The 23368-nt window shown below is 56.4% G+C and carries 27 protein-coding genes; 12 read left to right on the forward strand and 15 right to left on the reverse strand.

The features are described from left to right. Window positions 1–323 precede the first annotated feature (323 nt). The 3 genes from H8S59_RS18060 to H8S59_RS18070 form a co-directional block, all read right to left on the reverse strand. The gene (locus tag H8S59_RS18060; RefSeq protein WP_187522314.1) at window positions 324–2411 is read right to left on the reverse strand and encodes an LTA synthase family protein; all 2088 of its coding nucleotides are present in this window, start codon (window positions 2409–2411) and stop codon (window positions 324–326) included. A gap of 356 nt (window positions 2412–2767) precedes the next feature. After that, window positions 2768–3628, reverse strand: a complete 861-nt coding sequence (gene speE / locus H8S59_RS18065; RefSeq protein ID WP_095099563.1) for a polyamine aminopropyltransferase — start codon at window positions 3626–3628, stop codon at window positions 2768–2770. Window positions 3629–3913: 285 nt separating this feature from the next. Continuing rightward, window positions 3914–4105: a PLDc N-terminal domain-containing protein gene (locus tag H8S59_RS18070; protein ID WP_087267020.1), complete on the reverse strand. Its 192-nt coding sequence runs from the start codon at window positions 4103–4105 to the stop codon at window positions 3914–3916. Window positions 4106–4255: 150 nt separating this feature from the next. Between H8S59_RS18070 and H8S59_RS18075 the strand changes: the two genes are divergently transcribed. Next, window positions 4256–5182, forward strand: a complete 927-nt coding sequence (locus tag H8S59_RS18075) for a ZIP family metal transporter (RefSeq protein ID WP_095099565.1) — start codon at window positions 4256–4258, stop codon at window positions 5180–5182. 4 nt (window positions 5183–5186) lie between these two features. On the opposite strand, the gene H8S59_RS18080 is transcribed toward H8S59_RS18075, so the two are convergent. Both H8S59_RS18080 and H8S59_RS18085 read right to left on the reverse strand, forming a co-directional pair. Continuing rightward, window positions 5187–5708 carry a hypothetical protein gene (locus tag H8S59_RS18080; protein WP_187522315.1) on the reverse strand — a complete coding sequence of 174 codons (522 nt, stop codon included), beginning with the start codon at window positions 5706–5708 and terminating at the stop codon, window positions 5187–5189. Window positions 5709–5793: 85 nt separating this feature from the next. Next, window positions 5794–6327, reverse strand: coding sequence for an ankyrin repeat domain-containing protein (locus H8S59_RS18085; protein WP_187522316.1), 534 nt, complete (start codon window positions 6325–6327; stop codon window positions 5794–5796). A 464-nt stretch (window positions 6328–6791) separates the two neighbouring features. Here H8S59_RS18085 and H8S59_RS18090 point away from each other — a divergent pair, with 464 nt between their 5' ends. Next, window positions 6792–7070, forward strand: coding sequence for a DUF3509 domain-containing protein (locus tag H8S59_RS18090; RefSeq protein WP_095099570.1), 279 nt, complete (start codon window positions 6792–6794; stop codon window positions 7068–7070). A 392-nt stretch (window positions 7071–7462) separates the two neighbouring features. On the opposite strand, the gene H8S59_RS18095 is transcribed toward H8S59_RS18090, so the two are convergent. The 6 genes from H8S59_RS18095 to aroC all read right to left on the reverse strand — a co-directional run bounded on the left by H8S59_RS18095 (window position 7463) and on the right by aroC (window position 12682). Further along, complete coding sequence (locus tag H8S59_RS18095; RefSeq protein WP_187522317.1) at window positions 7463–8185, reverse strand: helix-turn-helix transcriptional regulator; 723 nt, start codon at window positions 8183–8185, stop codon at window positions 7463–7465. A 270-nt stretch (window positions 8186–8455) separates the two neighbouring features. Beyond that, window positions 8456–9139 (reverse strand): acireductone synthase, encoded by a 684-nt coding sequence (gene mtnC, locus H8S59_RS18100; protein WP_187522318.1) that lies wholly within the window; start codon window positions 9137–9139, stop codon window positions 8456–8458. A gap of 10 nt (window positions 9140–9149) precedes the next feature. Beyond that, window positions 9150–9698 (reverse strand): 1,2-dihydroxy-3-keto-5-methylthiopentene dioxygenase, encoded by a 549-nt coding sequence (locus tag H8S59_RS18105; protein ID WP_095099577.1) that lies wholly within the window; start codon window positions 9696–9698, stop codon window positions 9150–9152. 81 nt (window positions 9699–9779) lie between these two features. Then, complete coding sequence (locus tag H8S59_RS18110) at window positions 9780–10394, reverse strand: methylthioribulose 1-phosphate dehydratase (protein ID WP_187522319.1); 615 nt, start codon at window positions 10392–10394, stop codon at window positions 9780–9782. Then, complete coding sequence (locus tag H8S59_RS18115; protein ID WP_095099582.1) at window positions 10391–11554, reverse strand: MFS transporter; 1164 nt, start codon at window positions 11552–11554, stop codon at window positions 10391–10393. Before H8S59_RS18115 ends, H8S59_RS18110 begins: the two co-directional genes overlap by 4 nt. A 36-nt stretch (window positions 11555–11590) precedes the next feature. Beyond that, window positions 11591–12682, reverse strand: coding sequence for a chorismate synthase (gene aroC, locus H8S59_RS18120; protein ID WP_187522320.1), 1092 nt, complete (start codon window positions 12680–12682; stop codon window positions 11591–11593). A gap of 143 nt (window positions 12683–12825) precedes the next feature. On the opposite strand from aroC, the gene H8S59_RS18125 reads away from it, so the two are divergent. Together H8S59_RS18125 and H8S59_RS18130 are read left to right on the forward strand one after the other, a co-directional pair. Further along, window positions 12826–13785: an alpha/beta hydrolase gene (locus H8S59_RS18125; RefSeq protein WP_095099586.1), complete on the forward strand. Its 960-nt coding sequence runs from the start codon at window positions 12826–12828 to the stop codon at window positions 13783–13785. A gap of 117 nt (window positions 13786–13902) precedes the next feature. Next, window positions 13903–14706 carry a hypothetical protein gene (locus H8S59_RS18130; protein WP_187522321.1) on the forward strand — a complete coding sequence of 268 codons (804 nt, stop codon included), beginning with the start codon at window positions 13903–13905 and terminating at the stop codon, window positions 14704–14706. Window positions 14707–14775: 69 nt separating this feature from the next. Here H8S59_RS18130 and prmB read toward each other — a convergent pair whose 3' ends face one another. Then, on the reverse strand, window positions 14776–15684 hold the full coding sequence (prmB, locus tag H8S59_RS18135; RefSeq protein ID WP_095099591.1) for a 50S ribosomal protein L3 N(5)-glutamine methyltransferase: 909 nt from the start codon (window positions 15682–15684) through the stop codon (window positions 14776–14778). Between the two features lie 260 nt (window positions 15685–15944). Between prmB and H8S59_RS18140 the strand changes: the two genes are divergently transcribed. From H8S59_RS18140 to H8S59_RS18170, 7 genes are all read left to right on the forward strand, one after another. Beyond that, complete coding sequence (locus tag H8S59_RS18140; RefSeq protein ID WP_027898896.1) at window positions 15945–16535, forward strand: cysteine hydrolase family protein; 591 nt, start codon at window positions 15945–15947, stop codon at window positions 16533–16535. A gap of 235 nt (window positions 16536–16770) precedes the next feature. After that, window positions 16771–17091 carry a hypothetical protein gene (locus H8S59_RS18145; RefSeq protein WP_187522322.1) on the forward strand — a complete coding sequence of 107 codons (321 nt, stop codon included), beginning with the start codon at window positions 16771–16773 and terminating at the stop codon, window positions 17089–17091. A gap of 189 nt (window positions 17092–17280) precedes the next feature. Then, window positions 17281–17838, forward strand: a complete 558-nt coding sequence (locus H8S59_RS18150; protein WP_187522323.1) for a Smr/MutS family protein — start codon at window positions 17281–17283, stop codon at window positions 17836–17838. Between the two features lie 424 nt (window positions 17839–18262). Then, complete coding sequence (locus H8S59_RS18155) at window positions 18263–18604, forward strand: type II toxin-antitoxin system RelE/ParE family toxin (protein ID WP_187522324.1); 342 nt, start codon at window positions 18263–18265, stop codon at window positions 18602–18604. Window positions 18605–18614: 10 nt separating this feature from the next. After that, the gene (locus tag H8S59_RS18160) at window positions 18615–18905 is read left to right on the forward strand and encodes an XRE family transcriptional regulator (RefSeq protein WP_095099599.1); all 291 of its coding nucleotides are present in this window, start codon (window positions 18615–18617) and stop codon (window positions 18903–18905) included. Between the two features lie 219 nt (window positions 18906–19124). Then, window positions 19125–19670: a GTP cyclohydrolase I FolE gene (gene folE, locus H8S59_RS18165; RefSeq protein ID WP_095099602.1), complete on the forward strand. Its 546-nt coding sequence runs from the start codon at window positions 19125–19127 to the stop codon at window positions 19668–19670. A 75-nt stretch (window positions 19671–19745) separates the two neighbouring features. Beyond that, the gene (locus tag H8S59_RS18170; protein ID WP_176469938.1) at window positions 19746–20117 is read left to right on the forward strand and encodes a glutathione S-transferase N-terminal domain-containing protein; all 372 of its coding nucleotides are present in this window, start codon (window positions 19746–19748) and stop codon (window positions 20115–20117) included. Window positions 20118–20281: 164 nt separating this feature from the next. Here H8S59_RS18170 and H8S59_RS18175 read toward each other — a convergent pair whose 3' ends face one another. The 3 genes from H8S59_RS18175 to H8S59_RS18185 form a co-directional block, all read right to left on the reverse strand. Then, window positions 20282–20674, reverse strand: coding sequence for a lysozyme inhibitor LprI family protein (locus H8S59_RS18175; protein ID WP_187522325.1), 393 nt, complete (start codon window positions 20672–20674; stop codon window positions 20282–20284). Window positions 20675–20846: 172 nt separating this feature from the next. Beyond that, window positions 20847–21449: a glutathione S-transferase family protein gene (locus tag H8S59_RS18180; protein WP_187522326.1), complete on the reverse strand. Its 603-nt coding sequence runs from the start codon at window positions 21447–21449 to the stop codon at window positions 20847–20849. Between the two features lie 33 nt (window positions 21450–21482). Further along, window positions 21483–22649 carry an aminotransferase-like domain-containing protein gene (locus tag H8S59_RS18185; protein WP_187522327.1) on the reverse strand — a complete coding sequence of 389 codons (1167 nt, stop codon included), beginning with the start codon at window positions 22647–22649 and terminating at the stop codon, window positions 21483–21485. 82 nt (window positions 22650–22731) lie between these two features. Between H8S59_RS18185 and H8S59_RS18190 the strand changes: the two genes are divergently transcribed. Further along, entirely contained in the window at window positions 22732–23202 is a 471-nt protein-coding gene (locus tag H8S59_RS18190) for a MarR family transcriptional regulator (RefSeq protein ID WP_187522328.1), read from the forward strand. The last annotated feature ends 166 nt before the right edge of the window (window positions 23203–23368 follow it).

Below are 23368 nucleotides of genomic sequence, written 5' to 3' on the forward strand. Positions count from 1 at the left end.
GGCGAGAGGGTTTCACGCGGTGATCCAGGCCCAACACGTCGCGAACAAGTTCGCTCCTACCGGCTCAGCGCTGTTTCAGGTAGGAGGCAACTTGTTGGCGAGAGGGTTTCATGCGGTGATCCTGGCCCAATACCTCGCGAACAAGTTCGCTCCTACCGGTTCAGCGCTGTTTCAGGTAGGAGGCAACTTGTTGGCGAGAGGGTTCATGCGGTGGCTCAGGCCTACGTCCCACAAACAAGTTCGCTACAGAACATAAACGCGGCGTTTGCCACACAACAAAAAGCCCCTGCACGAGGGGCTTTTTGTTTTACATCACCAGCAGGTCAGTTTTTGCTGGCTTCGACCCCTGCAGTGTTATCCAGCAGGCTTTTGGTTGCCGTTTGCAGGAAGCTGTCGAGCTTCTCGCGCATCTCTTTGGCATCAGGCGCATTCGGAATCACTTCAGCATGCGGCGTATGTCCCAGGGTGTAGGACAGAACCTTAGGCTCCATATCCTTCGGTTCAATCAGGATCCGGTCTTGAGTGACCAAAGCAACTGTCTGCTCACCACCCGACGGCTTGATCACGCCAAAGCCCGTGTCGCCAGCCGGCAGATTGAGCAAGTCGCGTCCCCAACACTGATGACGGGTTTCGCCACCAAGACGACCCATGATCGTCGGCACGATGTCGATCTGGGTTCCTACAATGCTGCTGCGCTGCCCGAACTTATCTTGAACACCTGGGGCGATGATCAGCATCGGCACATTGAAGCGTCCCAGATCCATTTCAGTAATCTGCTGATGATTACCGAAACCGTGGTCACCCACTACAACAAACAGGGTTTCCTTGTAGAACGGCTCTTTTTTGACCTTCTCGAAGAACTGGCCCAGCGCCCAATCCGAATAACGCATTGCAGTGAGGTGCTCGTCCAGCGAGCCCTGACCGGTAACTTTCTCGACCGGCAGATTGGTCGGCAATGCATAAGGTGTGTGGTTGGAAAGGCTTTGAAGCAGCGCGTAGAAAGGCTTGCCCTTCTCCGCACGCGCTTTCAACTCCTGCGCGCCACGATCAAACATGTCCTGATCAGAAACACCCCAGGTCGGATCAGAGAACACTGGATTGACGAAATCTTCACGACCCACAAAATTGGTCATGCCCTGATTACTGAAGAAACCTGACTGGTTGTCCCAGGCGAAGTTACCGTTATAAACATAGACGTCGTCAAAACCACGGGCACTGAGCAACTGCGGCAGGCCAGACAACTTGTGCGCGCCTTCAGGCATGCGCATCAGGTACTCGAAAGCTGGCAGATTGGGGAAGCATGCCATGGTGGCGAACATCCCCTGGTGGGTGTGCGTACCATTGGAGAAGAAGTGATCGAACAACAGTCCTTCTTTGGACAACTTGTCGAAGTAAGGCGTGATGTTCGCCTCATCACCCAGCGCGCCCACGGCATGTCCCGCGAAACTCTCCATCAGGATGACAACGACGTTTTTGATTGGCAGCGTATTTTCTACCGGTGGCGTGAAGTCGCGACGGACAGAAGCGATATCGCCATCTACCAGTTTGTCGTGACTGGTCAACAGCATGCTACGCACGATCTGCTCCGCCTCAGCCTCAGGCAACGTGGCTTTCCAGGCATTGTCGCGATGCGATGACATGCTGGCCTTGGCCGCGGCGATCAGCGTCAGGGTGCCGTTGAGTCCCAGCGTGTTGGCGAAATTGGATTCCGTGGTGTAAGCATCCCCCCAGCGCAGCGGCGGCCCTTGGCGCAGCGTGCCACGCACGGCAATAACAGCGATCAGCAGGCAAACCACGAAGACGCCAATACGTGCATACCAAGGCGCAACAGTGCGATTGCTGGCATCACTGACACTGAACTCACCACGCGGGCGAGTTACACGATCAACCCCTTTGAATACCAGGCTCAACAACCAGGTAACCACAGCCCAGGCCAGCAAATAGCGCACCACCGGAAAGCCGTACCACAACATGCTCAGAACGGTCTTTGGATCTTCCTTGACGTACTGGAACACCAGGCCATTCAAGCGCTGGTGGAACTCGCGGTAGAAGTCCATCTCCATCAGGCCTAGAAACAGCGTGATGCTGGCAACCACAGTCAGCCAGAAACGAAAGAAGCCTCGTGCAGCCATGGCCCGGACGCTGAACAACGAGAGCAGCAGCGGGACAACCAGGTAAACCGTCAGACGCAAGTCGAAACGCATGCCGTTGAACAGCGCCTCGACAAAGGCAGAGGCTGGTGTATCGCCGATCATCTCGCGGTTATAAACCAGCAAAGCGACGCGCAGGAGCGTGTACATGACCATCAGTACCAATGCACTGAGCAGCGTATAGGCCAGATGCGATTTGACGGTGGGTTGCAGCGAGCGCGACGACGCGTGCTTATGAATCATAGCGTCCGGTTTAGCCATGTTGTTCTAGGATCCGTTGGATTCAAAGTAAGGTTCGAAAAGCAGGTGCGCCCGGCAATGACTCGGCATTGGCGAACGACGGGCGCAAATCTTACGTGATCGCCCAGGATTTAGCAGCGATGCAAGACAGATGTTTTACCTTCAGCGGTAGGAAGTCGGGTGAGAAGTGAGAGGAAAAGCCAGAATAATAAAACCCGGCCACACAATTACCCATCGCGAACGGCTGAAAAGCGCGCGCAATTTTCAATGACGGTGCGTGAAAATTTTGTAGTAGCGAATCGACGGCAATGAGTGCCGTCAAACGTTACGCAGGCTTCGCTCCGTGATAGAAGAAGCCTGCGTAACCTTCGGAGAGGTCAATCGTTGCTCGGTTTGTTCACAGCCTGCAAGACATACTGCGGCAATGCGAACGCGCCGATGTGCACCTCAGGATTGTAATAGCGCGTAACAATGCCGCTGCCTGCGAAACGCTGACGCAAGGTTTCCAGTGGCAACTTGCGATATGCCGGATCAGTCGCCCCCCATGCAAACGTCATTGCGCCACCGATGTAGGTCGGAATCGCTGCCTGATAGAAATGCCAGTCCGCGAACAGGCCACGCATGCGCCCGGCCGTGGTTTGCACGCCGCTGAGCTGCATGAACGGAGTACCGTTTTGCGTCACCAGGATACCGCCTTCGTTCAGGCAGCGATGGCAGGCCTGATAGAAGTTTTCCGAGAACAACACTTCACCCGGACCAATCGGGTCGGTGGAGTCGGAAATGATCACGTCGAACTTTTCTTCGGTTGTCGCGACAAACCGCATGCCGTCGTCGATCACCAGATTCAGGCGCGAGTCATCGAATGCACCCTTGGAATGTTCCGGCAGGAACTCCTTGCACATTTCCACCACGGTGCCGTCGATTTCGACCATGGTGATGTGCTCGACGGTGTCGTGCTTGGCCACTTCACGCAGCATGCCGCCATCACCGCCGCCGATGATCAATACACGACGGGCCGCGCCATGAGCCAGGATCGGCACGTGGGTCAGCATCTCGTGGTAGATGAACTCGTCAGCTTCAGTGGTCTGGATCACGCCATCCAGCGCCATGACCCGGCCCATGCGCGGGTTCTGGAAAATCACCAGATGCTGATGCTCAGTGCGCACTTCGTGAAGCATTTTCTCAATGCGAAAGCGCTGGCCGTAACCCTCGTACAACGTTTCTTGATAATCGCTCATGGGTAGGTCCCTGATGAATGCTGAAAACAGGACGGCCAGCCGCCCATAAGAAAGGCGCGCATTCTACGTCGCGAACGATGACAGGTCGAACCTTGGGTGACGCAATCACTGAAAACCCTGGGTTCTGTTAAAAACCCCTGAGTCTGAAGATGCGCATTTTGTAGGAGCTGCCGAAGGCTGCGAAGCGTTTAACCTGACAAACCACTATCGCAGCCTTCGGCAGCTCCTACAGTTCGCTCGTTTACAGCGTGATGCCAATACAGGGCTTGAATCCACAAGCAGACATCAAATCCGCACATTACCCCGCGGCCCGGCAACAGCCCAGATGATCAGCCCCAGCACAGGCAGCAACGCGATCAGCAGTACCCAGAGTATTTTGATCCCGGTTTCGGCCCCGCTCTTCAATACGTGGATGATGGCCCAGATATCAAGAGCCAGAATGATCAGCCCTACCAAACCATTAAACGTCGAACCCATGATATTGCTCCAGATTGAATACTTGCCCCTTAGGATAGTGGCTTTCCTAAAGCGTTCCGTTGAACCAACAGCATATTTGCAGGTTCCGAATCGGATCGGGTCATTTATTTAAACATTGGCCTTCAGATTTTTCAGACAGGTCGCCCAGTCATGCAAACACCCGCACAACCAAGATCGCTTTGGGCTTCATGGTTAGCCCAGGCTCAGTCCACTCCCCTGCTCAGCCTGAGTTTTTTGCTGGTCGTGCTGGTCGTCCTCGGGCTTTTTATTGCCAGCGGTTACAACGCTCTTTACGGCACTAATCAAGACAACCTGCATTACGCGCTGCTCGGTGGAACAGCAGGTTTCGCGGCGACCGCATTGGGGGCAATCGTTGCCGTGGCACTGAGGGAAGTGGCTCAGCGCACCCAGGATGTGATGCTGGGTTTCGCAGCCGGGATGATGCTTGCCGCCAGTTCGTTTTCGCTGATCTTGCCGGGTCTGGCGGCAGCTCGTGAAATAACCGACAGCGGGCCACTCGCTGCGGGCACCGTGGTGCTCGGCCTTGGGCTGGGCGTGCTCTTGATGCTTGGCCTGGATAAATTCACCCCCCACGAACACGAAAGTGTTGGCCGTCAGGGCCCTCATTCCGAGCGCATCAACCGGGTCTGGCTGTTCGTGCTGGCAATCACTCTTCACAACTTGCCAGAAGGCATGGCAATAGGCGTCGGTTTTGCCAATGGCGACATGGACGTCGGGATACCGCTGGCCACCGCCATTGCGATTCAGGACATTCCCGAAGGCCTGGCTATCGCTCTGGCGTTGCGGGTAACGGGCCTGTCGTCAATAAAGGCCATGCTGGTCGCGGTTGGCTCAGGCTTGATGGAGCCCGTCGGCGCGCTGATCGGCGTGGGGATTTCCAGCGGCTTTGCCATCGCTTATCCCGTCAGCCTGGGGCTGGCAGCGGGAGCGATGATCTTCGTGGTGTCTCATGAAGTGATTCCGGAAACCCACCGCAATGGCCATCAAACTTCAGCAACCCTGGGGCTGATGGGCGGCTTTGCGGTGATGATGTTTCTCGACACGGCGCTGGGCTAGGCCCTTAAAGGCTGCGCAGCGCTTCCAGTGCAGGCGCTGCCTGAATGTTCAGTGCCGCGCACAACTCAAGCACACGAGCCTGATCGTTCCCATAAACGAGTACGGCCTGCAGCTCATCATCCAGCGGCTGGCTGAAATTCATCAACACGTAGCCACCGTTTTCCTTGTTCATGCTGGCCAACTGAATCTGGATGCGATTGAGCGCGGTCAGCGCCTCAACCTTAGCCAATTGCTTGGGTTTGATATTGAACGCCACGTCTTTGCCGAACGACTCGACGATCTGCGCAAACAGGTCCATGTAGGTGTCGGCCTGAAACAGCACCGTATCCGGCAAGCTGCCCACCACGACCCACTCGCCTAACGGGATCGGAAACGTATCGTCGTAATTGATATCGGGATTGGCGGCCAGAAACGCCGAAGGGTCCGCATAGGCCTGTGCAGCCTCATCGGCAATACGCTCAATATCCTGCTCACCCATGCAACCCGAACTGATTTTGCTGATTAATTCGATGAGTTGATTCTTCATGGGAGATCCTGATCACGAGCAAAATAAAGGCGCGAAGGATACCGACAATTCCTTCGCGCCTCTATCACTTACGCCAGTAATGCAATCAGCCAGCGAGCCGCGCCAGTTGTTCGGTAGTATCTGCGGCCCCCATCGCCTGCGCAGCGGCCAGCGCCGTAACGCCCTTGGCATCACGCGCATCAGGGTTCGCGCCCTTGCTGATCAGGTAATCGACAATAGCCGTGCGGTTGAACATCGCCGCCATCATCAATGCAGTACGGCCGTCAGCCGAAGCACCTTCGATTTCAGCGCCGCCCTCGACCAGCAACTTGACGACTTCGAGATCACCTTTGAATGCAGCCCCCGCAATCGGGCTCTGACCATTGTCGTTACGAATTTCGGGATCAGCGTTGTATCTGAGCAAAACCTGCACGGCATCCTGATGGCAGTGGTAACTGGCGAGCATCAATAGCGTGTCGCCTTTGTGGTTGCGCAAGTTTGGCGTAAGGCCCTTCTCCAGCAACCTCTCCAGCATCACTGCATCGCCGCGACGAGCGACATCAAAGACCTGCTCGGCAAATTCCAAAGCTTCTTCGTCGTTCATTTGCACAGGTTGATGGCTGGTGTTCTGGTCTGACATGGGTGACTCCCGCAGTAAATAAGGCATGAGCAGAGCGACCGTGCGGCAACTCTCTCCTTGCATTTAATGACCGCAAGTCTCCAGAGGCGTTCGTCCGGGGTCAAGATGCACGATTGCGCACCACCATTCATCGACCCATGAGACGTTCGTCCCATCTTTTTTATTGGCTGCTCGAATAAAAACCCGATTGCGCGGTCGGAGTATTCACGAAACAAGACACAACCTATCCCGCTGAATCCTTTCTGCCCCGCGCAGCAAAGTTCCCTCGCCGCAAAAAAAAACCTGAAAAAAACCGCAAAATGCAGGATGCCCGATAGGCATTCATGCATATTGCACGAATATGAAAAAATAAAATATTCATAAACTATTGTTTTTAAACGGTTTTTTTAGAACGCCAAGACTGGCACAGTCACTGCACTAGTACTACCAAGCTTGTTATCCCATGAGCAATGGAGCCGCTAGACATGACTTTTATTCAAGAAAAATTCGCTTCCGTATTTTCCGAATTCGACGTGACCACTCAAGCCCGCCCGGATGGCGGTGTGCTGTTGTCGTTGCGTAATAGCGAAGGTAAACAGATCCGCCGTTCAATTTCCTACGCTCAGTTGCACACTCCAGTGCAACTCGAGTGGGTGATCAGCGCGATCCGCCGTGACCTGGCTGGCCAGGCAAGCGATCTGCCCGCGATTTCCATGCTGCAAAGTCAACACCGCTTTGACCTGCCGACTTATCACACCCGTTGATTTTGAATGTTGACTGCCCGTTTCACGCTGTATTGATTCAAACGCTTCGCTCCCTTTGTTTAGCCGTGACTGCCAATTGGCATTCACGGCTTTTTTTTGCTTTGGTGACAGATCGGCCGAAACCCAGCCCCTGCAGGAGACGACTTGTTGGCGAGGCAGAACCTTTGCCCATGCAAGCCCAATGGTTCGCCGAAAAGCAAATTAGTGGGTTGAAATGCATTTTCTGTAGGAGCTGCCGAAGGCTGCGAGGCATTTCTCCTGATACACCGCGATCGCAGCCTTCGGCAGCTCCTACAGATCTATGTTTTCTTCGCGACAGCGGTGTGTCATGGGCATAGGGCGCGCTCCTATAGGGAACATGATTGCCACACAGGTATTTGGCTGATTGTTGCTCACTTGATGATGCCCTGACACAACGCCTCCCCTACTGCCTGCGCCCTGTTGGACACCCCAAGTTTGCTGTAGATACTTCTGAAGTGATATTTGACCGTCGCCTCGGACACTTGTCGAATCGTCGCGATTTCCCAAGCCGTCTTGCCGTCACGTGCCCATTCGAGAATTTCAACTTCCTTGTCGCTCAGCCCTCGTGAACGCAACTTCGTCCCTCGGCCCACCAGATGCAGGACCGGCACCAGGCTGGATAATAAATACATGTCCGGCGCCTTGAGTGGTCGACTCAAACCGTTAAGTGAACAAATCGAAGTAACGCCCTGAAAACTGCGCGCGGGGCTGGTGTAGCCATAGGAACATGCCGGTGTCAGCGCATGCTTTTCCACGTGCTGCATAAAGCTGTCCGTGGGTGGATAGCGCTTGAAAGCAGCTTTCCAGTCGATGAATCCCAATTGTTCACGGTAGTGATTGACCACCGGATCGTCCATCAACAGCAATTGACGTCGATAATGCTGACTCCAGGTGCGATCAATATTGGAGGTCACCAACGTCAGCAGCATTGAGCCCCTGAACTGGCAAAATATCGCCCCTTCGCACTGACACTCCTGGCGTAACCAGTCCAGCGCATTCTCGATCGCCTGATTGCTGTCCAGTTCATGGATGCTCCTGACCATTTGTTGTATGAGAGGATTCTCGGTCGAGTTGATTGATTCAGCACTTCCCATCGCAGTTCGCTCCTTTGTCCAGGCACGGCGCAGGGTTTGAATGATTGTTAGTTGGGCTGCGCCAGGGATGGATCAATCAGAAAACTACACGATTAAAAGCTTCGTAGAACAACACTCGCAACAAACAGGTATTACGTACCCAAGTAAAGGCCTCATCCTACTTTTCAACAGGACGAGGCTTACACGTGATGGCTTGATATCGGCTGAACAGGTTGAATCAACTGGTAGAAGCTGCGACTCACTTCTGCAATGGCAGTCAGAACTGCGCGACTAGAATGCAGCCAGGTCGATGTCGCTGAAGCTGGCCACGTTGATGTGCCCCTTCAACTCGCCACCGTCACGTACCAGGCCACAGGTGGCCATGCCAGCGGCCTTGGCGGCATCCAGCTCTTCGACGATGTCCGACAGGAAAACAATTTCCCCAGCCGGCAAGCCAATGGCCGTGGTGATGTTGCGGTACGACTGCTCTTCGCGCTTGGGCCCCGAGGTGGTGTCGTAATAACCGCTGAACAAGCCCGACAGATCGCCCGCGTCCGAGCAGCCGAAGATCAGCTTCTGCGCCTGAATCGAGCCGGAGGAATAAACGTACAGCCCATAACCTTGCTGATGCCAGCGCTGGAGCGCGTCCACCGCATCAGGATAAACATGGCCTTTGAGCTGACCGGCGTTGTACCCCTGCTCCCAGACCATGCCTTGCAGCGCCTTAAGTGGTGTGGCCTTGCGATCTTCAGCAATCCAGCCCAGGAGAATCTCGATGACCCGCTCGACGTCGGCATCCGGCTGCGCGCTGTCTTCGCGCACCTTTTGCAGCTGCGCGGCGACATCAGGTCGTGAGGCCTGCTCACGGACAAAATCCGGCAAATGCTTTGCCGCGTATGGGAACAACACGTCGAACACAAAACTGACGGCGCTGGTGGTGCCTTCGATGTCAGTCAGGACCGCTTTGATTGTCATTAACTGAACCCTATAAATCGTCAAGCTGCGGAAATTGGCTGGCAATCTTCTCGCCGGTGAAGTTCGCAACCCAGCCTTCAGTGTTGTTGAACAGGCGGATCGCGACGAAATGCGGGTTCTCCCCCATGTCGAACCAGTGCGGCGTGCCCGCTGGAACCGAAATCAGGTCGTTCTTTTCGCACAGCACGGCGTAGACATACTCACCAATATGCAGAGTGAACAAGCCGCGCCCGGCGACGAAGAAACGCACCTCGTCTTCGGAATGGCGATGCTCATCGAGAAACTTTGCGCGCAATTCGGCTTTTTGCGGGTGATCACTGTTGAGGCTGATCACATCCACAGTGACATAGCCGCGCTCGGTCATGAGCTTGTCGATTTGTACCCGGTAGGCATTGATCACGTCTTCCTGGCTGGCACCCGGCGTGATCGGCGTCGCCGCCTGCCAGCGGTCAAAGCCGACGCCATGCTCGGCCAGGGTCGAGGCGATGTCCTCGACATGGGTCAAGACTTTATCTGGCTGCTCAGGGCTGGACTGGTGATAAACATACAGGCTGCTCATGGCGGCGCTCCTCAGTTCGGTTCGGCTCGGTTCAGTTTGCCCTGCGACTTTTACAGATCGCTCAGGCTGAAGGCTAAAACGTTATCGGTTCAGTATGGCGAGGGTTTTGAGTTCACATTCAAATAGGAACTCGAACGCCTCGATCTGCCGCAGTGCATCGCTCATCTTCGCGCCCCAGGTATATAAACCATGGCCGCGAATCAGGTAGCCCGCGCAATCAGGATGTGCATCAAGCCACGGCTGAACCTTCGCCGCCAGACGCGCGATATCCTGATCATTGTCAAAAATGGGTACTACGACCCGGGATTCGTGGGTCACGACGCCGCTGAAAGCCTTTTGCAGCTCGTAATCTTCAAACACCAGGTGATCGGCCTCGGTCAGACGCGACAATACTGTCGCATTGACCGAATGGGTGTGCAGCACCGCGCCGACTTCCGGTCTGCAACTGTACAGTTGCGTGTGCAGCAAGGTTTCCGCAGACGGCTTCTTGCCGGGCTCCAGGCTATTACCGTCAAGATCCGTCGCCAGCACATCGTCGATGCCCAACTGGCCCTTGTGCTTACCCGACACGGTCAGCAGCACTTCGGTGGCGGACAGCCGCGCCGAGTAATTACTGCTGGTAGCCGGTGACCAGCCACGACCGTACAGAAAACGGCCGGCGTCGATGATTGCCTGACTCAGTTGTTCGCGGCTCATGCCCGCTCCTCTTTCATTCGTGTAGCCGCCATCACGGCAGCGGCCAGCGCCGCAGCACTGGCGATAGTAAATGTCCAGCCGGCCCCAAGGAAGTTCCAGGTGTAACCGGAGTAAAGCGCACCCAGTGCGCCGCCCGTGCCCGCCAATGCGGCATAAAGCGCCTGCCCCTGACCCTGTTGCTGCGCACCGAAGCTACGTTGCACGAAATGGATGGCAGTGGCGTGAAAACTGCCGAACGTCGCGGCGTGCATTAACTGGGCAAACAGCAACACCACCAGATGATCCGCAAGATTACCCAGCAACAACCAGCGCAACGACGCCAGCAAAAAGCTGGTCAGGAGTACCTGCCGTACCGAGAAACGCTGTAATACCCGACTCATGGCCATGAACATCAACACTTCCGCGACGACGCCTACTGCCCAGAGCATTCCGATCAAGCCACGACCGTAACCCAGTTGTTCCAGATGCAGGGTCAGGAACGTGTTATACGGCCCGTGGCTCATTTGCATGAGCCCGACGCAGGCGTAGAAGGCCAGCACACCGGGCCGGGTCAATTGTCGGAAAAAGCCACCGTTTTCCGGGTGCGTCGTCGACACCACCGGCTGAGCATTGGGAATCCACCAACTGCTGATGACAATCGCGACAATGATTGCGACCAATACAGCGGGGAAATAGTCGAGGCTCAAGCTCTCGAATAGCCGTCCCACGCCCACGACTGTCAGGATGAAACCGATGGAGCCCCACAGCCGGATCTGGCTGTAGCGGGACGTCTGACCACGCAGGTGCGCCAGGGTGATGACTTCGAATTGCGGCAGGATGGCATGCCAGAAGAACGCATGCAGGGCCATGACCATCGCCAGCCAAGCGTAGCTTTGCTTAACCAGAATCAGGGAAAACGCGAGCAACCCGCACATAGCGCCAAGTCTCACGATGACCAGTCGGCGGCCGGTGTAATCCCCAAGCCAACCCCACACATTCGGCGCAAGGCAACGCATCAGCATCGGGATCGCAACCAGTTCCCCTATACGCGCGCTGGAGAAGCCGAGATGGCTGAAATACAACGGCAGGAATGGCGCGGTAGAGCCGAGCAAGGCGAAGTAAAAAACGTAAAAGCTGGACAGCCGCCAATAAGGCAGCTGTCCAGCCGGGGGGTGCGTCACGTCAGTTGGCCTTGGCAGCAGCAACGCCCTCGAGCATTACAGCTGACCCAGCACAGGCGTGGTAACCCGGACATCGGCGTTCTGACCGCGATGACGCAGCAGATGATCCAGCAACACGATGGCCATCATGGCTTCGGCGATAGGCGTGGCACGGATGCCTACGCACGGGTCGTGTCGGCCCTTGGTAATTACATCCACCGGATTGCCGTGAACATCAATGGAGTGACCTGGCGTAGTGATGCTGGAAGTCGGTTTCAGCGCAAGATGCGCCACAATTGGCTGGCCTGAGGAGATACCGCCGAGAATCCCGCCGGAATTGTTCGACAGGAAACCGGCGGGCGACAGCTCGTCGCGGTGCTCGGTGCCGCGTTGGGCAACGCTGGCAAAACCGGCACCGATCTCCACACCCTTGACCGCGTTGATGCTCATCAGCGCATGAGCCAGATCAGCATCCAGACGATCGAAGACCGGCTCGCCCAGCCCTGGCATAACGCCTTCGGCAACGACGGTAATTTTTGCACCGACCGAATCCTGATCACGGCGCAACTGGTCCATATAGGCTTCCAGTTCCGGAACCTTGGCAGGATCAGGACAGAAGAACGCATTCTCCTCTACCGAATCCCAGGTCTTGAACGGGATTTCGATGGGCCCGAGCTGGCTCATGTAACCGCGCACTACGATGCCCATCTTCGCCAGGTACTTTTTGGCGATGGCACCGGCCGCGACACGCATGGCTGTTTCCCGCGCCGAACTGCGACCGCCGCCGCGATAATCGCGAACGCCGTATTTGTGGTGATAGGTGTAATCGGCGTGGGCCGGACGGAACTGGGCCTGGATGGCCGAGTAATCCTTGGACTTCTGATCAGTGTTACGAATCAGTAACCCAATGGAGGTCCCGGTGGTTTTGCCCTCGAAGACACCCGAGAGGATTTCCACCTCATCGGCTTCCTGACGCTGGGTCGTGTGGCGGCTGGTGCCGGGCTTGCGCCGATCCAGATCGACTTGCAGGTCTTGCAGCGACAGCTCAAGGCCCGGCGGGCAGCCGTCAACGATAGCAACCAGCGCCGGACCATGGCTTTCGCCGGCAGTGGTGACAGTGAACAGCTTGCCGAAGGTGTTGCCGGACATGCGGACGCTCCGATAAATCAGCGAAAAAACCAGGTCGATATAAACAAGCCCGCCAGTATACGCAGGCTGCTCGTGTAGTTCATCCTCGAACCTTATCCGTCTGGCCGCGTCCAATCGGCATCCCATCAGATAGTGGCCCAACGATGCTACGCGTTATCGCTTTGATCCTTCCCCTGCTCACCGGGCTTGCCCACGCTGCCACCCCATCTGTCCTGCAGCGCCCCATCGTTCTGCAAACCGCGACGGGTGAGCTGTCCGGCACCTTATTGCTGCCCAAATCCGCTACGCCCGTACCGGTGGTATTGATTATTGCTGGCTCGGGTCCTACTGACCGCGATGGCAATAACCCCGACGGCGGGCGTAACGACAGCATGAAACTTCTGGCGCGCACCCTCGCCAGAAACAACATCGCCAGCGTGCGTTATGACAAACGCGGCGTCGCCGCGAGCAAGGCCGCTACTCCTGATGAGCGCAATCTGAGCATCGAGGCTTATGTTGCCGATGCCGAAGCATGGGGCCAGAAACTCAAGACGGACCCGCGTCTGGGTCAGTTGATCCTGCTGGGTCACAGCGAAGGGGCGCTGGTTGCATCACTGGCGGCTGAAAAAGCCGGTGCCGCTGCGGTGATCTCGGTAGCAGGTACAGGTCGTCCGGTGGATGAAGTATTGCGCGAACAACTGCAAGAGCGCCTGCCTCCGCCTCTGCTGCTGCGCAGCAATCAGTTGATTGATGAAATCAAGGCAGGCAAGACCGACAACGATGTTCCGGACGAGCTGGAAGTGGTGTTCCGCCCCAGCGTGCAGCCGTATCTGATTTCGTTGTTCCGCCAGGCCCCGGCTGCCGCGTTCGGCAAATTGAAAGTTCCAGCGCTTATCGTCCAGGGTCGAAACGACATCCAGGTCGGTGTCGGCGATGCAGAGCTGTTGAAGCAAGCCAAACCCGATGCCGAACTGGCCCTGATAGAGGGCATGAATCACGTGTTGCGCATCGTACCGGACGACATCAAGCAGCAATTGGAGTCCTACAAAAATCCGCAACTGCCTCTAGCCAGTGAGCTGTCCACGCGAATTCTGCGCTTTATCGACGGCCTGCCTAAGGCATGACCGTGGGAAATTGGCGTCAGGAATCCTGACGCCCCTTCAGGACTCGGAAAAACGGCCGATACGTGATTGCTGGCTCTGTGTTTGCTGCACAGGGTCAAGGACAGGATCGCCGTGAACATGACTGAAACGAACGCGTTACCCGAAACCACTGAAAATACTTCAGTCGCCGAAGCTGAAGCTCCGGCGCCTGCGCAGCTGTGGGACGAAGTCAAGCCAGAGCATTTTGTGATGTTGCGTCTGGCCCCGCTGCAGACCGACCGGGCCACGGGTGGCCGGCCGTTGCGCTTTGTCCAGTTTGGCCGTGCCGAGCGCCATAGCAAAGAGGTGAGCCTGCTGCGCCTGAGCATCCAGTTGCCAGGGCAACGGGTGCGGCGTGAACAGAACCATCTGGATGTCTGGGTCGATCACGAAAAGCATATCGTGCGCTTCGGACCGGACTCGGGCTTGCAGATCGAGCCCTGGAACCGGGGTATCGGCCGTTTTCTGATCGCTCAGGGCATTCACTGGGCGCAGAAAAAATGGTCGACCTATAAAGTCGAAGCCTTCGCCCTGCCGAGCAAGGACGGGCTGAACGAAGACACTCGCCTGCGCCGCGATCATTTCCTGAAAACCCAGGGCTTCGAAGTCGCCTACGCCGACGCGCAGCATATGAAAGGCAGTTTCAAGGAAGTCCCGGTCGGCAATCTGCACAGCACCTGGAACAACGACAAGATTCAGATCATCGAAATTCTCGAAGCCTCACAGATGCTGGAAAACGCCGAGAAGAAGATGATCGAGCAAGAAGTTGCGATCCGTCAGCATGAGGATCGAGTCGGCAAATACAAGCGTGAAGACAGTGGCCTGCGCTTCACTATTGCCTGCCTGGTGACTTTTGCAGTATTCCAGGCCGGATTGCTGATCTGGATCGCAACCCACCGCTAGCCTTTAAAACTGAATAGCTCTCCAAACTGAAGGCGCTCATCGCGAGCGCCTTCAGGCCTTGATCAGTCATCAGACCCGCGATTCAAACAGCGCTTGATGCTCTCGACACTGGGCTGCGCTGAGCATGAATACGCCGTGACCACCGCGCATGAAATCCAGCCAGGCAAACTCGACTTCCGGGTACAACGCCTGGACGTGAACCTGACTGTTACCCACTTCAACGATCAACAGACCTTTTTCGGTCAGATGATTCGCCGCCTGGCTCAACATCCGGCGCACCAGGTTAAGACCGTCACTGCCACAGGCCAGGGCCAGTTCCGGCTCATGCTGGTATTCGTCCGGCATGTCTGCGAAATCTTCGGAATCGACATAAGGCGGGTTGGAGACGATCAGGTCGAAGCGCTGCCCCGGCAAGCCGTCAAAGCCGTCGCCCTGAACGGTGTAAACCCTCTGATCAACACCGTGACGCTCGATGTTCTGGTTGGCAACTTCCAGCGCTTCAAAAGACAAGTCAGCCAACACCACTTCAGCGTCAGGGAACTCGTCAGCACAGGCGATACCGATACAGCCGGAACCGGTGCACAGGTCGAGAATGCGCGCCGGTTCGTCAGCCAGCCAAGGGGCAAAGTGGTTCTCGATAAGCTCGGCAATCGGTGACCGCGGGATCAGTACACGCTCATCGACAATGAACGACATACCGCAGAACCATGCCTCGCCCAGCAAGTACGGGGTCGGCACGCGTGCGTCAATGCGCCGGGAGATCAGGCGCTGAAGCTCCGAAATTTCATCAAGCTCCAGACGGCAATCCAGATAGCTGTCGGCAATTTCCCAAGGCAGGTGCAACGCGCCCAGCACCAACTGGCGCGCCTCGTCCCAGGCATTGTCAGTTCCATGACCGAAAAACAGGTCTTCCTGATGAAAGCGACTGACCGCCCAACGGATATGGTCGCGCACGGTGCGCAAGCGGGATGTGATCACGGGGGCAAGCTCCTTGGAATACGTTCCGGGATTCTAGCAGCCATGACTGCAACACACGATGCCCGAACGCCATTCGCGACCCGGCTCACGTTCGACGATGGTTTTGGATACGTGGCATTTCAATCAAGGCATAATGCTAACCGCCCAGATTGATCAACGCCGCTACAGGCCAGAGAAACCGGAGCTTCTCACCGTCGCCATTCACAGAACCGTTCAGGCGGAGGAGAATGACGCAAAAGCCCCACACAAAGGAGCCCCAGATGTCCGATCCAAAGACTATGTTTCAACTCAGCGGCCGTGGCTACGCAGCGGCCACTTTGAGTAATGCCACGCTGATTATTATCGATGCCCAGAAAGAATATCTCAGTGGTCCGCTGGCCCTGACCGGCGTTAACGAAGCAGCAGCCAACATCTGCAAACTGGTGGCGGCGGCCCGTGCCGGCAAATGCCCGGTCGTGCACATCCGCCATCTCGGTACTGTCGGCGGCCTGTTCGACCCGCAGGGTGAGCGCGGTGAGTTCATGCCCGAGTTGAAGCCACTGGAAGACGAACGCGTGGTTGAAAAACGTCTGCCCAACGCGTTCAACGGCACCGGCCTTGACGACTTGTTGCAAAGCCTTGGTCATCTGGACCTTATCGTTTGCGGCTTCATGAGCCATTCGAGTATCAGCACGACCGTAAGGGCAGCGAAGGATTACGGCTACCGTTGCACTCTGGTAGACGATGCCTGCGCAACACGCGACCTGCCAAGCCCCGACGGGGTTGTCAGCGCCCACATCGTTCATCGCACTGAAATGGCGATCATGAACGATAACTTCGCGACCCTGGCGCTGACCAAAGACCTGATCTGAACCGCTAGAAACCAACCCCCATACGCCCCGCCCGGCTACGAGCACCGTCGCTCCACGCCGGAGTGCTTCATGCCTCGCGGGCTGCCATACGCCAGTCGCTGCATTCGCGGTCATGTGACGCTGTTCACATTACCGCCTATCCATTAATACCCGTCATTTGCCCTGAATCCCCCGCCTCCGGGAACCAGCGGCCGACTGTCCGGGTCAGACCCCGATACTCTGGAGGAAAATCGGAATGAAAGTATCCGACGGTTTTGACGCCCGTCGCCTGCGTCCAAAAGGATCGGGCAGTTGGGGCGTGCGCATTGGTTCGGCCATTGCAGCCCTGTTGGCGACTTTCGGCGTGTTGCTGGCTATGGCGGGTGTTTCCAGCCTGATCGGTCGACCTCAGGTGCTGGGTGAGCTTAACGCCAGCCCGCTGGGCGCAGCGCTGGTAGTGTTCGGTGGCTTGTTGGTGCTCTACGTCGGCATCTGGCTATGGCGTCGCTGCCGTGTAGGTCGCCGCCGCAAAAACGGTCTGAACATGTCACCGCACTTGATGAAGAAGCAGGACTGAAGAACTTTTTCGGCAAACACGCTTGCACGTGGGACCGGCTTCAGCCGGGAAGGCAGCATTCCTGACGCCACATCATCACTGCCTGTACCGGCCTCTTCCCGGCTAAAGCCGGTCCCACGACCTATATGTGGATCACACCACCGCTCACACCGCGACTTGGTTAAACTAGCCCTCTTCGCGGAGGCTGACATGCAAGACGACGATTTTTCCCTATTCAAAAACGAGTTGCGTGGCGTTAAGCCCATCAAGCAAGAATATGCCGATGTAGGCAAACCCAAGACCGACCGTAAACTCCTGGCCAGACTGCGTCAGTCCGCGACGGTGCGTACCGATTCAGTGACAGTCGACGGGCTATCGGATCAGTTCGTGATCGATGTCGGGCCGGAGGATGTGTTGAGCTGGTCCCGCGATGGCGTGCAGGAAGGCCAGATGCGCAGGCTGAAGCTTGGCCAGATCAGCTTCGAGGGCAGTCTGGATTTGCATGGCATGACCGTCGAGGTCGCACGGGAAACCCTGTGGGAGTTTCTCGCCGAGGCGACAAAACTGGAAATCCGCTGCGTGCGTGTCACCCATGGCAAGGCTGTGCGGCTGGACGGCAAGCGTCCTATGATCAAAAGCCACGTCAACACATGGCTACGGCAACATCCGCAGGTATTGGGCTTCTGTTCGTGCCAGGCAAAACATGGCGGCGCGGGAGCGGTTTACGTGATCCTCAAGCGGACCATGATGGAAGGCCGCGACGAGTAATCCGTCGCAGCCAGAATCAACTACGGGGATCGTTACGGACGCCCGCCCGGACCGCCGCCCCCAGGACCGCCGCGATCGCCACCTTCATAGTGACCGCCGCCGCCATGCCCACCACCGCCTCCATGCCCACCGGGTCCGCCTGGACCCCAGAACGGCCAACAGCCTGAAACTGTAGACAGCACTGCAACCACCATTGCCACTTTTACCATTCGACCGAACATCACTTCACTCTCTCATGCGACAGGTATTTGTTACCTGCTCATTCAGACAGCGCGTGTGGCTTTATTTCTGTTGCGGGTTGGTAGGAGCTTGGTAAGCGGTTGGATACATATCTACCACCAGCTCTAATCATCAGTGACTACAGTAGGCACCCGCAAGCCTTCCACCATTGCCATATGCACCTATTTAGGTACACTGCATCCTCATGCCTGATGACACACCTGTTCTCGCCGTACGTTTCTTCTGCACAGACGCTGGCAATGAGCCGGTTCGTGAATGGCTATCAAATCTAACGCGCCAGCACAGGCGACTGATCGGGATTGATATAAAAGCCGTCCAACTCGGATGGCCGATGGGTATGCCCGTTGTTCGAAAGCTTGAAGCCGGGCTCTGGGAGGTCAGGGTTGAGCTTGGCGATACCATCGCCCGGGTACTGTTCACGGTCACAGCTTGCGAAATGGTATTGCTTCACGGCTTCATCAAAAAAAGCCAGAAGACACCTTCAACGGATTTAACGACTGCACGACAGCGCAAGTCGCGGCTATGAGGAGCCAATGATGAACAAGAACGTAGGATCTGACTTCGACGATTTTCTTGCGGAACAGGATCTTGTCGAAGAAGTCACCGCTGCGGCACTGAAACGAGTCATATCCTGGCAGCTTGCAGAAACGATGAGGCTTCAGAAAGTTACCAAAAAAGACCTCGCCGAGCGGATGCATACCAGCCGGACAGTGGTGGACCGCGCCCTTGATGAGAGCGACGCGGGGATGACTCTGGCAACCCTGGCCAGTGCAGCACGTGCTTTGGGACAACGCGTGGAAGTACGACTGTTGCCGAATATCAAGTAGCAATCGTCTCCCCACAAGACTGCCGTGACCCCGTGAAAGCGGTCTGGAAGGCAACCTACCCACATCAAGCGATACAATTGCCGCCTGTCCTACGTTACTATGTCGCGCAACGCAGGCTTGCCCTGCATTTCTTGCTGATCAGCCTGGCCATGTCGTGCAAATGTTGGTTATCGACACGGTACCGCTGCGGACAGCATTACCTTTTACGGAACAACCCCTGTGACACTGGAACAGAACTACACCGCGATCCTTGGCCAACTGGGGGAAGACGTTTCCCGCGAAGGTCTGCTCGACACTCCCAAACGCGCTGCCAAGGCAATGCAGTATCTGTGTCGCGGTTATCAGCAAACGCTGGAAGAGGTCACCAATGGTGCCCTGTTCAGCTCCGACGCCAGCGAAATGGTGATGGTCAAGGACATCGAATTGTATTCGCTGTGCGAGCATCACCTGTTGCCGTTCATTGGCAAGGCGCACGTTGCGTACATCCCCAATGGCAAGGTACTGGGTCTGTCCAAGGTCGCACGCATTGTGGACATGTATGCCCGCCGCCTGCAGATCCAGGAAAACCTCAGCCGTCAGATCGCCGAAGCGATCATGCAAGTGACGGGTGCGCTTGGCGTTGCGGTAGTTATTGAAGCCAAACACATGTGCATGATGATGCGCGGTGTAGAAAAGCAGAACTCGTCGATGATCACTTCAGTGATGCTCGGGGAATTCCGCGACAACGCTGCCACCCGCAGCGAGTTCCTCAGCCTCATCAAGTGACCGACGCCCTGCCCGGCTGACCACTCGCCGGGCCATGGGCGATACGTTCCCGCCTGTTTCTCGCGAGGTCTTCACGTGTTTATAAAAGCTTTGAGGGTTGGTCTTGGCCAACTGGTGATCTTCGGCGACTTCATCACCCGCCCGGCGAAGAAAAAACGCACGCCCGAGGCCCAGGCTGCCGTCGAGCAGTCAGCAAAGAATCTGAGCCTGTATCAGTTCAATGCCTGCCCGTTCTGCGTCAAAACCCGGCGCACCTTGCACAAACTCAATGTCCCGGTTGCGCTGCATGATGCAAAAAACAACGAACAGGATCGCCAGACACTGCTTGATCAGGGCGGCAAGATCAAAGTGCCCTGCCTGCGCATCGAGGAAGATGGCAAGACCACCTGGATGTATGAGTCCAAGGTGATCATTGATTATCTGAATCAGCGCTTCGCAGCGATCTGATCCAACGGGGCAACATCTCCCTGTAGGAGTGAACTTGTTCACGAGGGGGGCATGCCAGAAAAGCATCATTGCCTGACAGACCGCCTCGCCAACAAGCTGGATCCTACAGAGGGTTTGGTCACCGCATCGAAACCGTCACCGCCCCGCTTATCGCGCGCCCGACTTCAGTTCGGGCAGCCTTCCTGACGGCACGCCGCATACTGTTTCAACTGCTCGACGCGCACCCTGGTCTGCTCCGCCATACACCGGGATTGCTGCAGCGGCCACATCGAGCCGGAATCCTCAGCCTTGCCTATCTGATACATACAATCCGCATCACGGAAAGCAATCCACTTCTGCTGCGCAGCCTTGAACGCCTGCTTCTTCTCAGGCGTCTGCAAGTAAGCCATTTGTGCCTTGTATTGCTTGTTCAGCTCCGCATCCAGTGTCGCCAGTTGCTGGCCTGCGCAACGATTCATTGCAGCCTGGTTGGCATCGCAGCCCGGGGTTTGCGCCGAAGCGGAGCAGCCAATGCCCAGCGCCATGAACATCAGAACCGCCATCATTGAAAAGCGCATAGGGAACTCGTTTCCTTAAAGTCATTGTTATCGGGTTACGGGGCCGCTCCCGAAGGGCGCGAAGACTAAATGCCTGTGCTGACACAGCCAAGTGATTTAAGCCCTGCTAAAACAATCGGACATATAAAAGCCGGTCATGTTGCGTGACCGGCTTTTCAGGTATCCGCCGTGATCAGTCCAACATGCCCACATAACCAGGTTGAGCCTTTACGCGCTCAAGCCATTGCTCGATGCCAGGGTATGGCGTCAGGTCGAAACCGCCCTGATGGGCAACATGGGTGTAGGCATACAACGCAATATCTGCGATGGAAAAGTGATCGCCGACCAGGAACGGCGTGCGTTTCAGCTGCTGTTCCATCACCGCGAGGGCGCGGTAGCCAGCCTTGTGCAACGAACGATATTCCTCCAGACGCTCTTCAGGCAGCCCTAGATAAAACTGGATAAAACGCGCGACGGCGATGCTCGGCTCATGACTGTACTGCTCGAAGAACTGCCACTGCAGCACTTGCGTGCGCAATCGCGGTTCGCTTGGCAGGTACTGGCTGCCATCAGCGAGGAAATTGAGAATCGCATTGGATTCCCACAAGCAGGTGCCGTCCTCGAGTTCCAGGACCGGGATCTTGCCGTTGGGGTTCTTCTCCAGGAACGCTGCGGTCTGGGTTTCCCCCTTGAGAATATCCACCGGCACCCAGTGATACTCGACGTCCAGCAAATTGAGCATCAGTTTGACCTTGTAGCAGTTGCCCGATTTGTAATCGCCGTAAACCTTGTACATACCCTTCTCCTTGAATTCGCCTGATGCCCGCTGCTAAGCGGCTCGCTCTAACCGGGCCTGACGCACGACCGCTGCCAATCGTCTCAGGCCTTCGTCGAGACGGGCCGGATCAATGTGGCTGAAGTTGAGCCTTAAATAACCAAGGTTGGCGTCTGGATCAGCAAAAAACGGTTCCCCCGGCATAAACGCAACATTTTGCTTGAGCGCTTCGTCGAGCAAAGTGCGTGTATCCATCGGTTGTTTGAGCGTCAGCCAGAAAAACAAACCACCTTGCGGACTGTTCCAGTCAGCTATATCGGCAAAATGTTGTTTTAGTGCAGCCTCAAATGCATCACGACGCTGACGGTAGAAGCTCTGTAACTCACACAAGTGCTCACGGTAGTGCTCGGTGCCGATCCATTGCAGGGCCTGCCACTGGCCTAAACGATTGGTGTGCAGATCCGCCGACTGTTTCAAACGCAGCAAATGCGGGAACAGGTCAGGACTGGCAATCAGATAGCCGACCCGCAAACCTGGCAACAGCGTTTTTGACACGGTGCCGGTGTAGATCCAGCTGGCTTTTTGCAAACGGCTGGCGATGGGCTTGGCGCTGCCGCCATCAAACGTCAGATCGCGATAAGGCTCATCTTCGATCAAGGTCACGCCGAACTCATCAAGCAGGGCGGCCACGGCCACACGGCTGGCCTCGCTGTAACGCACCGCGGAGGGATTCTGGAAAGTCGGAATCAGGTAGGCGAACGCGGGCTGGTGTTGCTCCAGCTGCTGTCGCAAGGCCTGCAAATCCGGGCCATCAGTTTGAAGTGGTACCGTCAGGCAATCGGCACCGAACAACTGGAAAATCTGCAACGCCGCCAGGTAAGTCGGCGCCTCAAGCACGATCTGCGTACCTTTATCGATGTACAGCTTGGCCGCCAGATCCAGCGTCTGCTGCGAACCGCTGACGATCAACACCTGGCTGGCGTCGCACTGCAAGCCGATAGCTCGCGCCTCTGCGGCCAGGGCTTCGCGCAATTCAGGCTCGCCTTCACTCATGCCGTATTGGCCGAGCGCAACGGGCATGTCCGCCCACTCCACTTTGGGCAGCATGGCTTCGGCCGGCAGGCCTCCGGCGAAGGACATGACTTCCGGACGCTGAGCCGCGGCAAGGATTTCACGAATCAGAGAACTTTTAAGCCGGGACACGCGTTCGGAGAAAGCCATTGAGATCACCGCTAGCCGAAGTAATTGGAAATAAGTCAAACTGGTTGACCGAAATTACGACGCCGGACCTAGATACGTCAATATGCTTGACCTTAAAAATTCCGCCTCCCAACAAGCCGCCATGGAAGCTTTTTTCTTCGGCTATCAGGCATTCACAGCAAAAGCTGACGAAATGCTCGCTCGCCGAGGCTTCAGTCGCGTACACCAACGCGTGGTGTTTTTCATCGCGCGCTACCCTGGTTTGAGCGTGAAAGAGCTGCTCTGCGTGCTCGGTGTCAGCAAGCAGGCACTCAATGCGCCGCTGCGTCAGTTGATTGCCATGGACCTGGTCCACAGCGCCGCCCCGGACACCGACAAACGCAAACGTTTGTTGAGGTTGACCGACGAGGGCGTGAAGTTCGAACAGGCATTGCGTCGCGAACAGGTAAAGCTGTTGCAACGGGTCTTTGCCGAAGCCGGTCGCGATGCCGTTGATGGCTGGCTGCAGGTCAATGAGGCGCTGGGCAGGACATTGCAGAGCAGTGCCAGGCCTGTTTCCCTTGGGGATGATTGAAAGTCCAGCACTGGACCTGGAGCGTCCCTGGAGCGCAGAAAGCATGGGCCATTGTAGGAGTGAGCTTGCTCGCGATAGAGGTAAATTTTTTTCAAGAAACTATCGTCCGACCTGACGCTATCGCGAGCAAGCTCACTCCTACAATGGCCCATGCTTTCTGCGCTCC

The organism is Pseudomonas folii (genome assembly GCF_014357575.1).
Classification (GTDB): Bacteria; Pseudomonadota; Gammaproteobacteria; order Pseudomonadales; family Pseudomonadaceae; genus Aquipseudomonas; species Aquipseudomonas folii.

What these genes read in the sequence shown, in the direction of transcription:
- H8S59_RS18060 (WP_187522314.1), bottom strand. Translation starts at nt 2,411, where the DNA reads ATGGCTAAACCGGACGCTATGATTCATAAGCACGCGTCGTCGCGCTCG.
- speE (WP_095099563.1), bottom strand. Translation starts at nt 3,628, where the DNA reads ATGAGCGATTATCAAGAAACGTTGTACGAGGGTTACGGCCAGCGCTTT.
- H8S59_RS18070 (WP_087267020.1), bottom strand. Translation starts at nt 4,105, where the DNA reads ATGGGTTCGACGTTTAATGGTTTGGTAGGGCTGATCATTCTGGCTCTT.
- H8S59_RS18075 (WP_095099565.1), top strand. Translation starts at nt 4,256, where the DNA reads ATGCAAACACCCGCACAACCAAGATCGCTTTGGGCTTCATGGTTAGCC.
- H8S59_RS18080 (WP_187522315.1), bottom strand. Translation starts at nt 5,708, where the DNA reads ATGAAGAATCAACTCATCGAATTAATCAGCAAAATCAGTTCGGGTTGC.
- H8S59_RS18085 (WP_187522316.1), bottom strand. Translation starts at nt 6,327, where the DNA reads ATGTCAGACCAGAACACCAGCCATCAACCTGTGCAAATGAACGACGAA.
- H8S59_RS18090 (WP_095099570.1), top strand. Translation starts at nt 6,792, where the DNA reads ATGACTTTTATTCAAGAAAAATTCGCTTCCGTATTTTCCGAATTCGAC.
- H8S59_RS18095 (WP_187522317.1), bottom strand. Translation starts at nt 8,185, where the DNA reads ATGGGAAGTGCTGAATCAATCAACTCGACCGAGAATCCTCTCATACAA.
- mtnC (WP_187522318.1), bottom strand. Translation starts at nt 9,139, where the DNA reads ATGACAATCAAAGCGGTCCTGACTGACATCGAAGGCACCACCAGCGCC.
- H8S59_RS18105 (WP_095099577.1), bottom strand. Translation starts at nt 9,698, where the DNA reads ATGAGCAGCCTGTATGTTTATCACCAGTCCAGCCCTGAGCAGCCAGAT.
- H8S59_RS18110 (WP_187522319.1), bottom strand. Translation starts at nt 10,394, where the DNA reads ATGAGCCGCGAACAACTGAGTCAGGCAATCATCGACGCCGGCCGTTTT.
- aroC (WP_187522320.1), bottom strand. Translation starts at nt 12,682, where the DNA reads ATGTCCGGCAACACCTTCGGCAAGCTGTTCACTGTCACCACTGCCGGC.
- H8S59_RS18125 (WP_095099586.1), top strand. Translation starts at nt 12,826, where the DNA reads ATGCTACGCGTTATCGCTTTGATCCTTCCCCTGCTCACCGGGCTTGCC.
- H8S59_RS18130 (WP_187522321.1), top strand. Translation starts at nt 13,903, where the DNA reads ATGACTGAAACGAACGCGTTACCCGAAACCACTGAAAATACTTCAGTC.
- H8S59_RS18140 (WP_027898896.1), top strand. Translation starts at nt 15,945, where the DNA reads ATGTCCGATCCAAAGACTATGTTTCAACTCAGCGGCCGTGGCTACGCA.
- H8S59_RS18145 (WP_187522322.1), top strand. Translation starts at nt 16,771, where the DNA reads ATGAAAGTATCCGACGGTTTTGACGCCCGTCGCCTGCGTCCAAAAGGA.
- H8S59_RS18150 (WP_187522323.1), top strand. Translation starts at nt 17,281, where the DNA reads ATGCAAGACGACGATTTTTCCCTATTCAAAAACGAGTTGCGTGGCGTT.
- H8S59_RS18155 (WP_187522324.1), top strand. Translation starts at nt 18,263, where the DNA reads ATGCCTGATGACACACCTGTTCTCGCCGTACGTTTCTTCTGCACAGAC.
- H8S59_RS18160 (WP_095099599.1), top strand. Translation starts at nt 18,615, where the DNA reads ATGAACAAGAACGTAGGATCTGACTTCGACGATTTTCTTGCGGAACAG.
- H8S59_RS18175 (WP_187522325.1), bottom strand. Translation starts at nt 20,674, where the DNA reads ATGCGCTTTTCAATGATGGCGGTTCTGATGTTCATGGCGCTGGGCATT.
- H8S59_RS18180 (WP_187522326.1), bottom strand. Translation starts at nt 21,449, where the DNA reads ATGTACAAGGTTTACGGCGATTACAAATCGGGCAACTGCTACAAGGTC.
- H8S59_RS18185 (WP_187522327.1), bottom strand. Translation starts at nt 22,649, where the DNA reads ATGGCTTTCTCCGAACGCGTGTCCCGGCTTAAAAGTTCTCTGATTCGT.
- H8S59_RS18190 (WP_187522328.1), top strand. Translation starts at nt 22,732, where the DNA reads ATGCTTGACCTTAAAAATTCCGCCTCCCAACAAGCCGCCATGGAAGCT.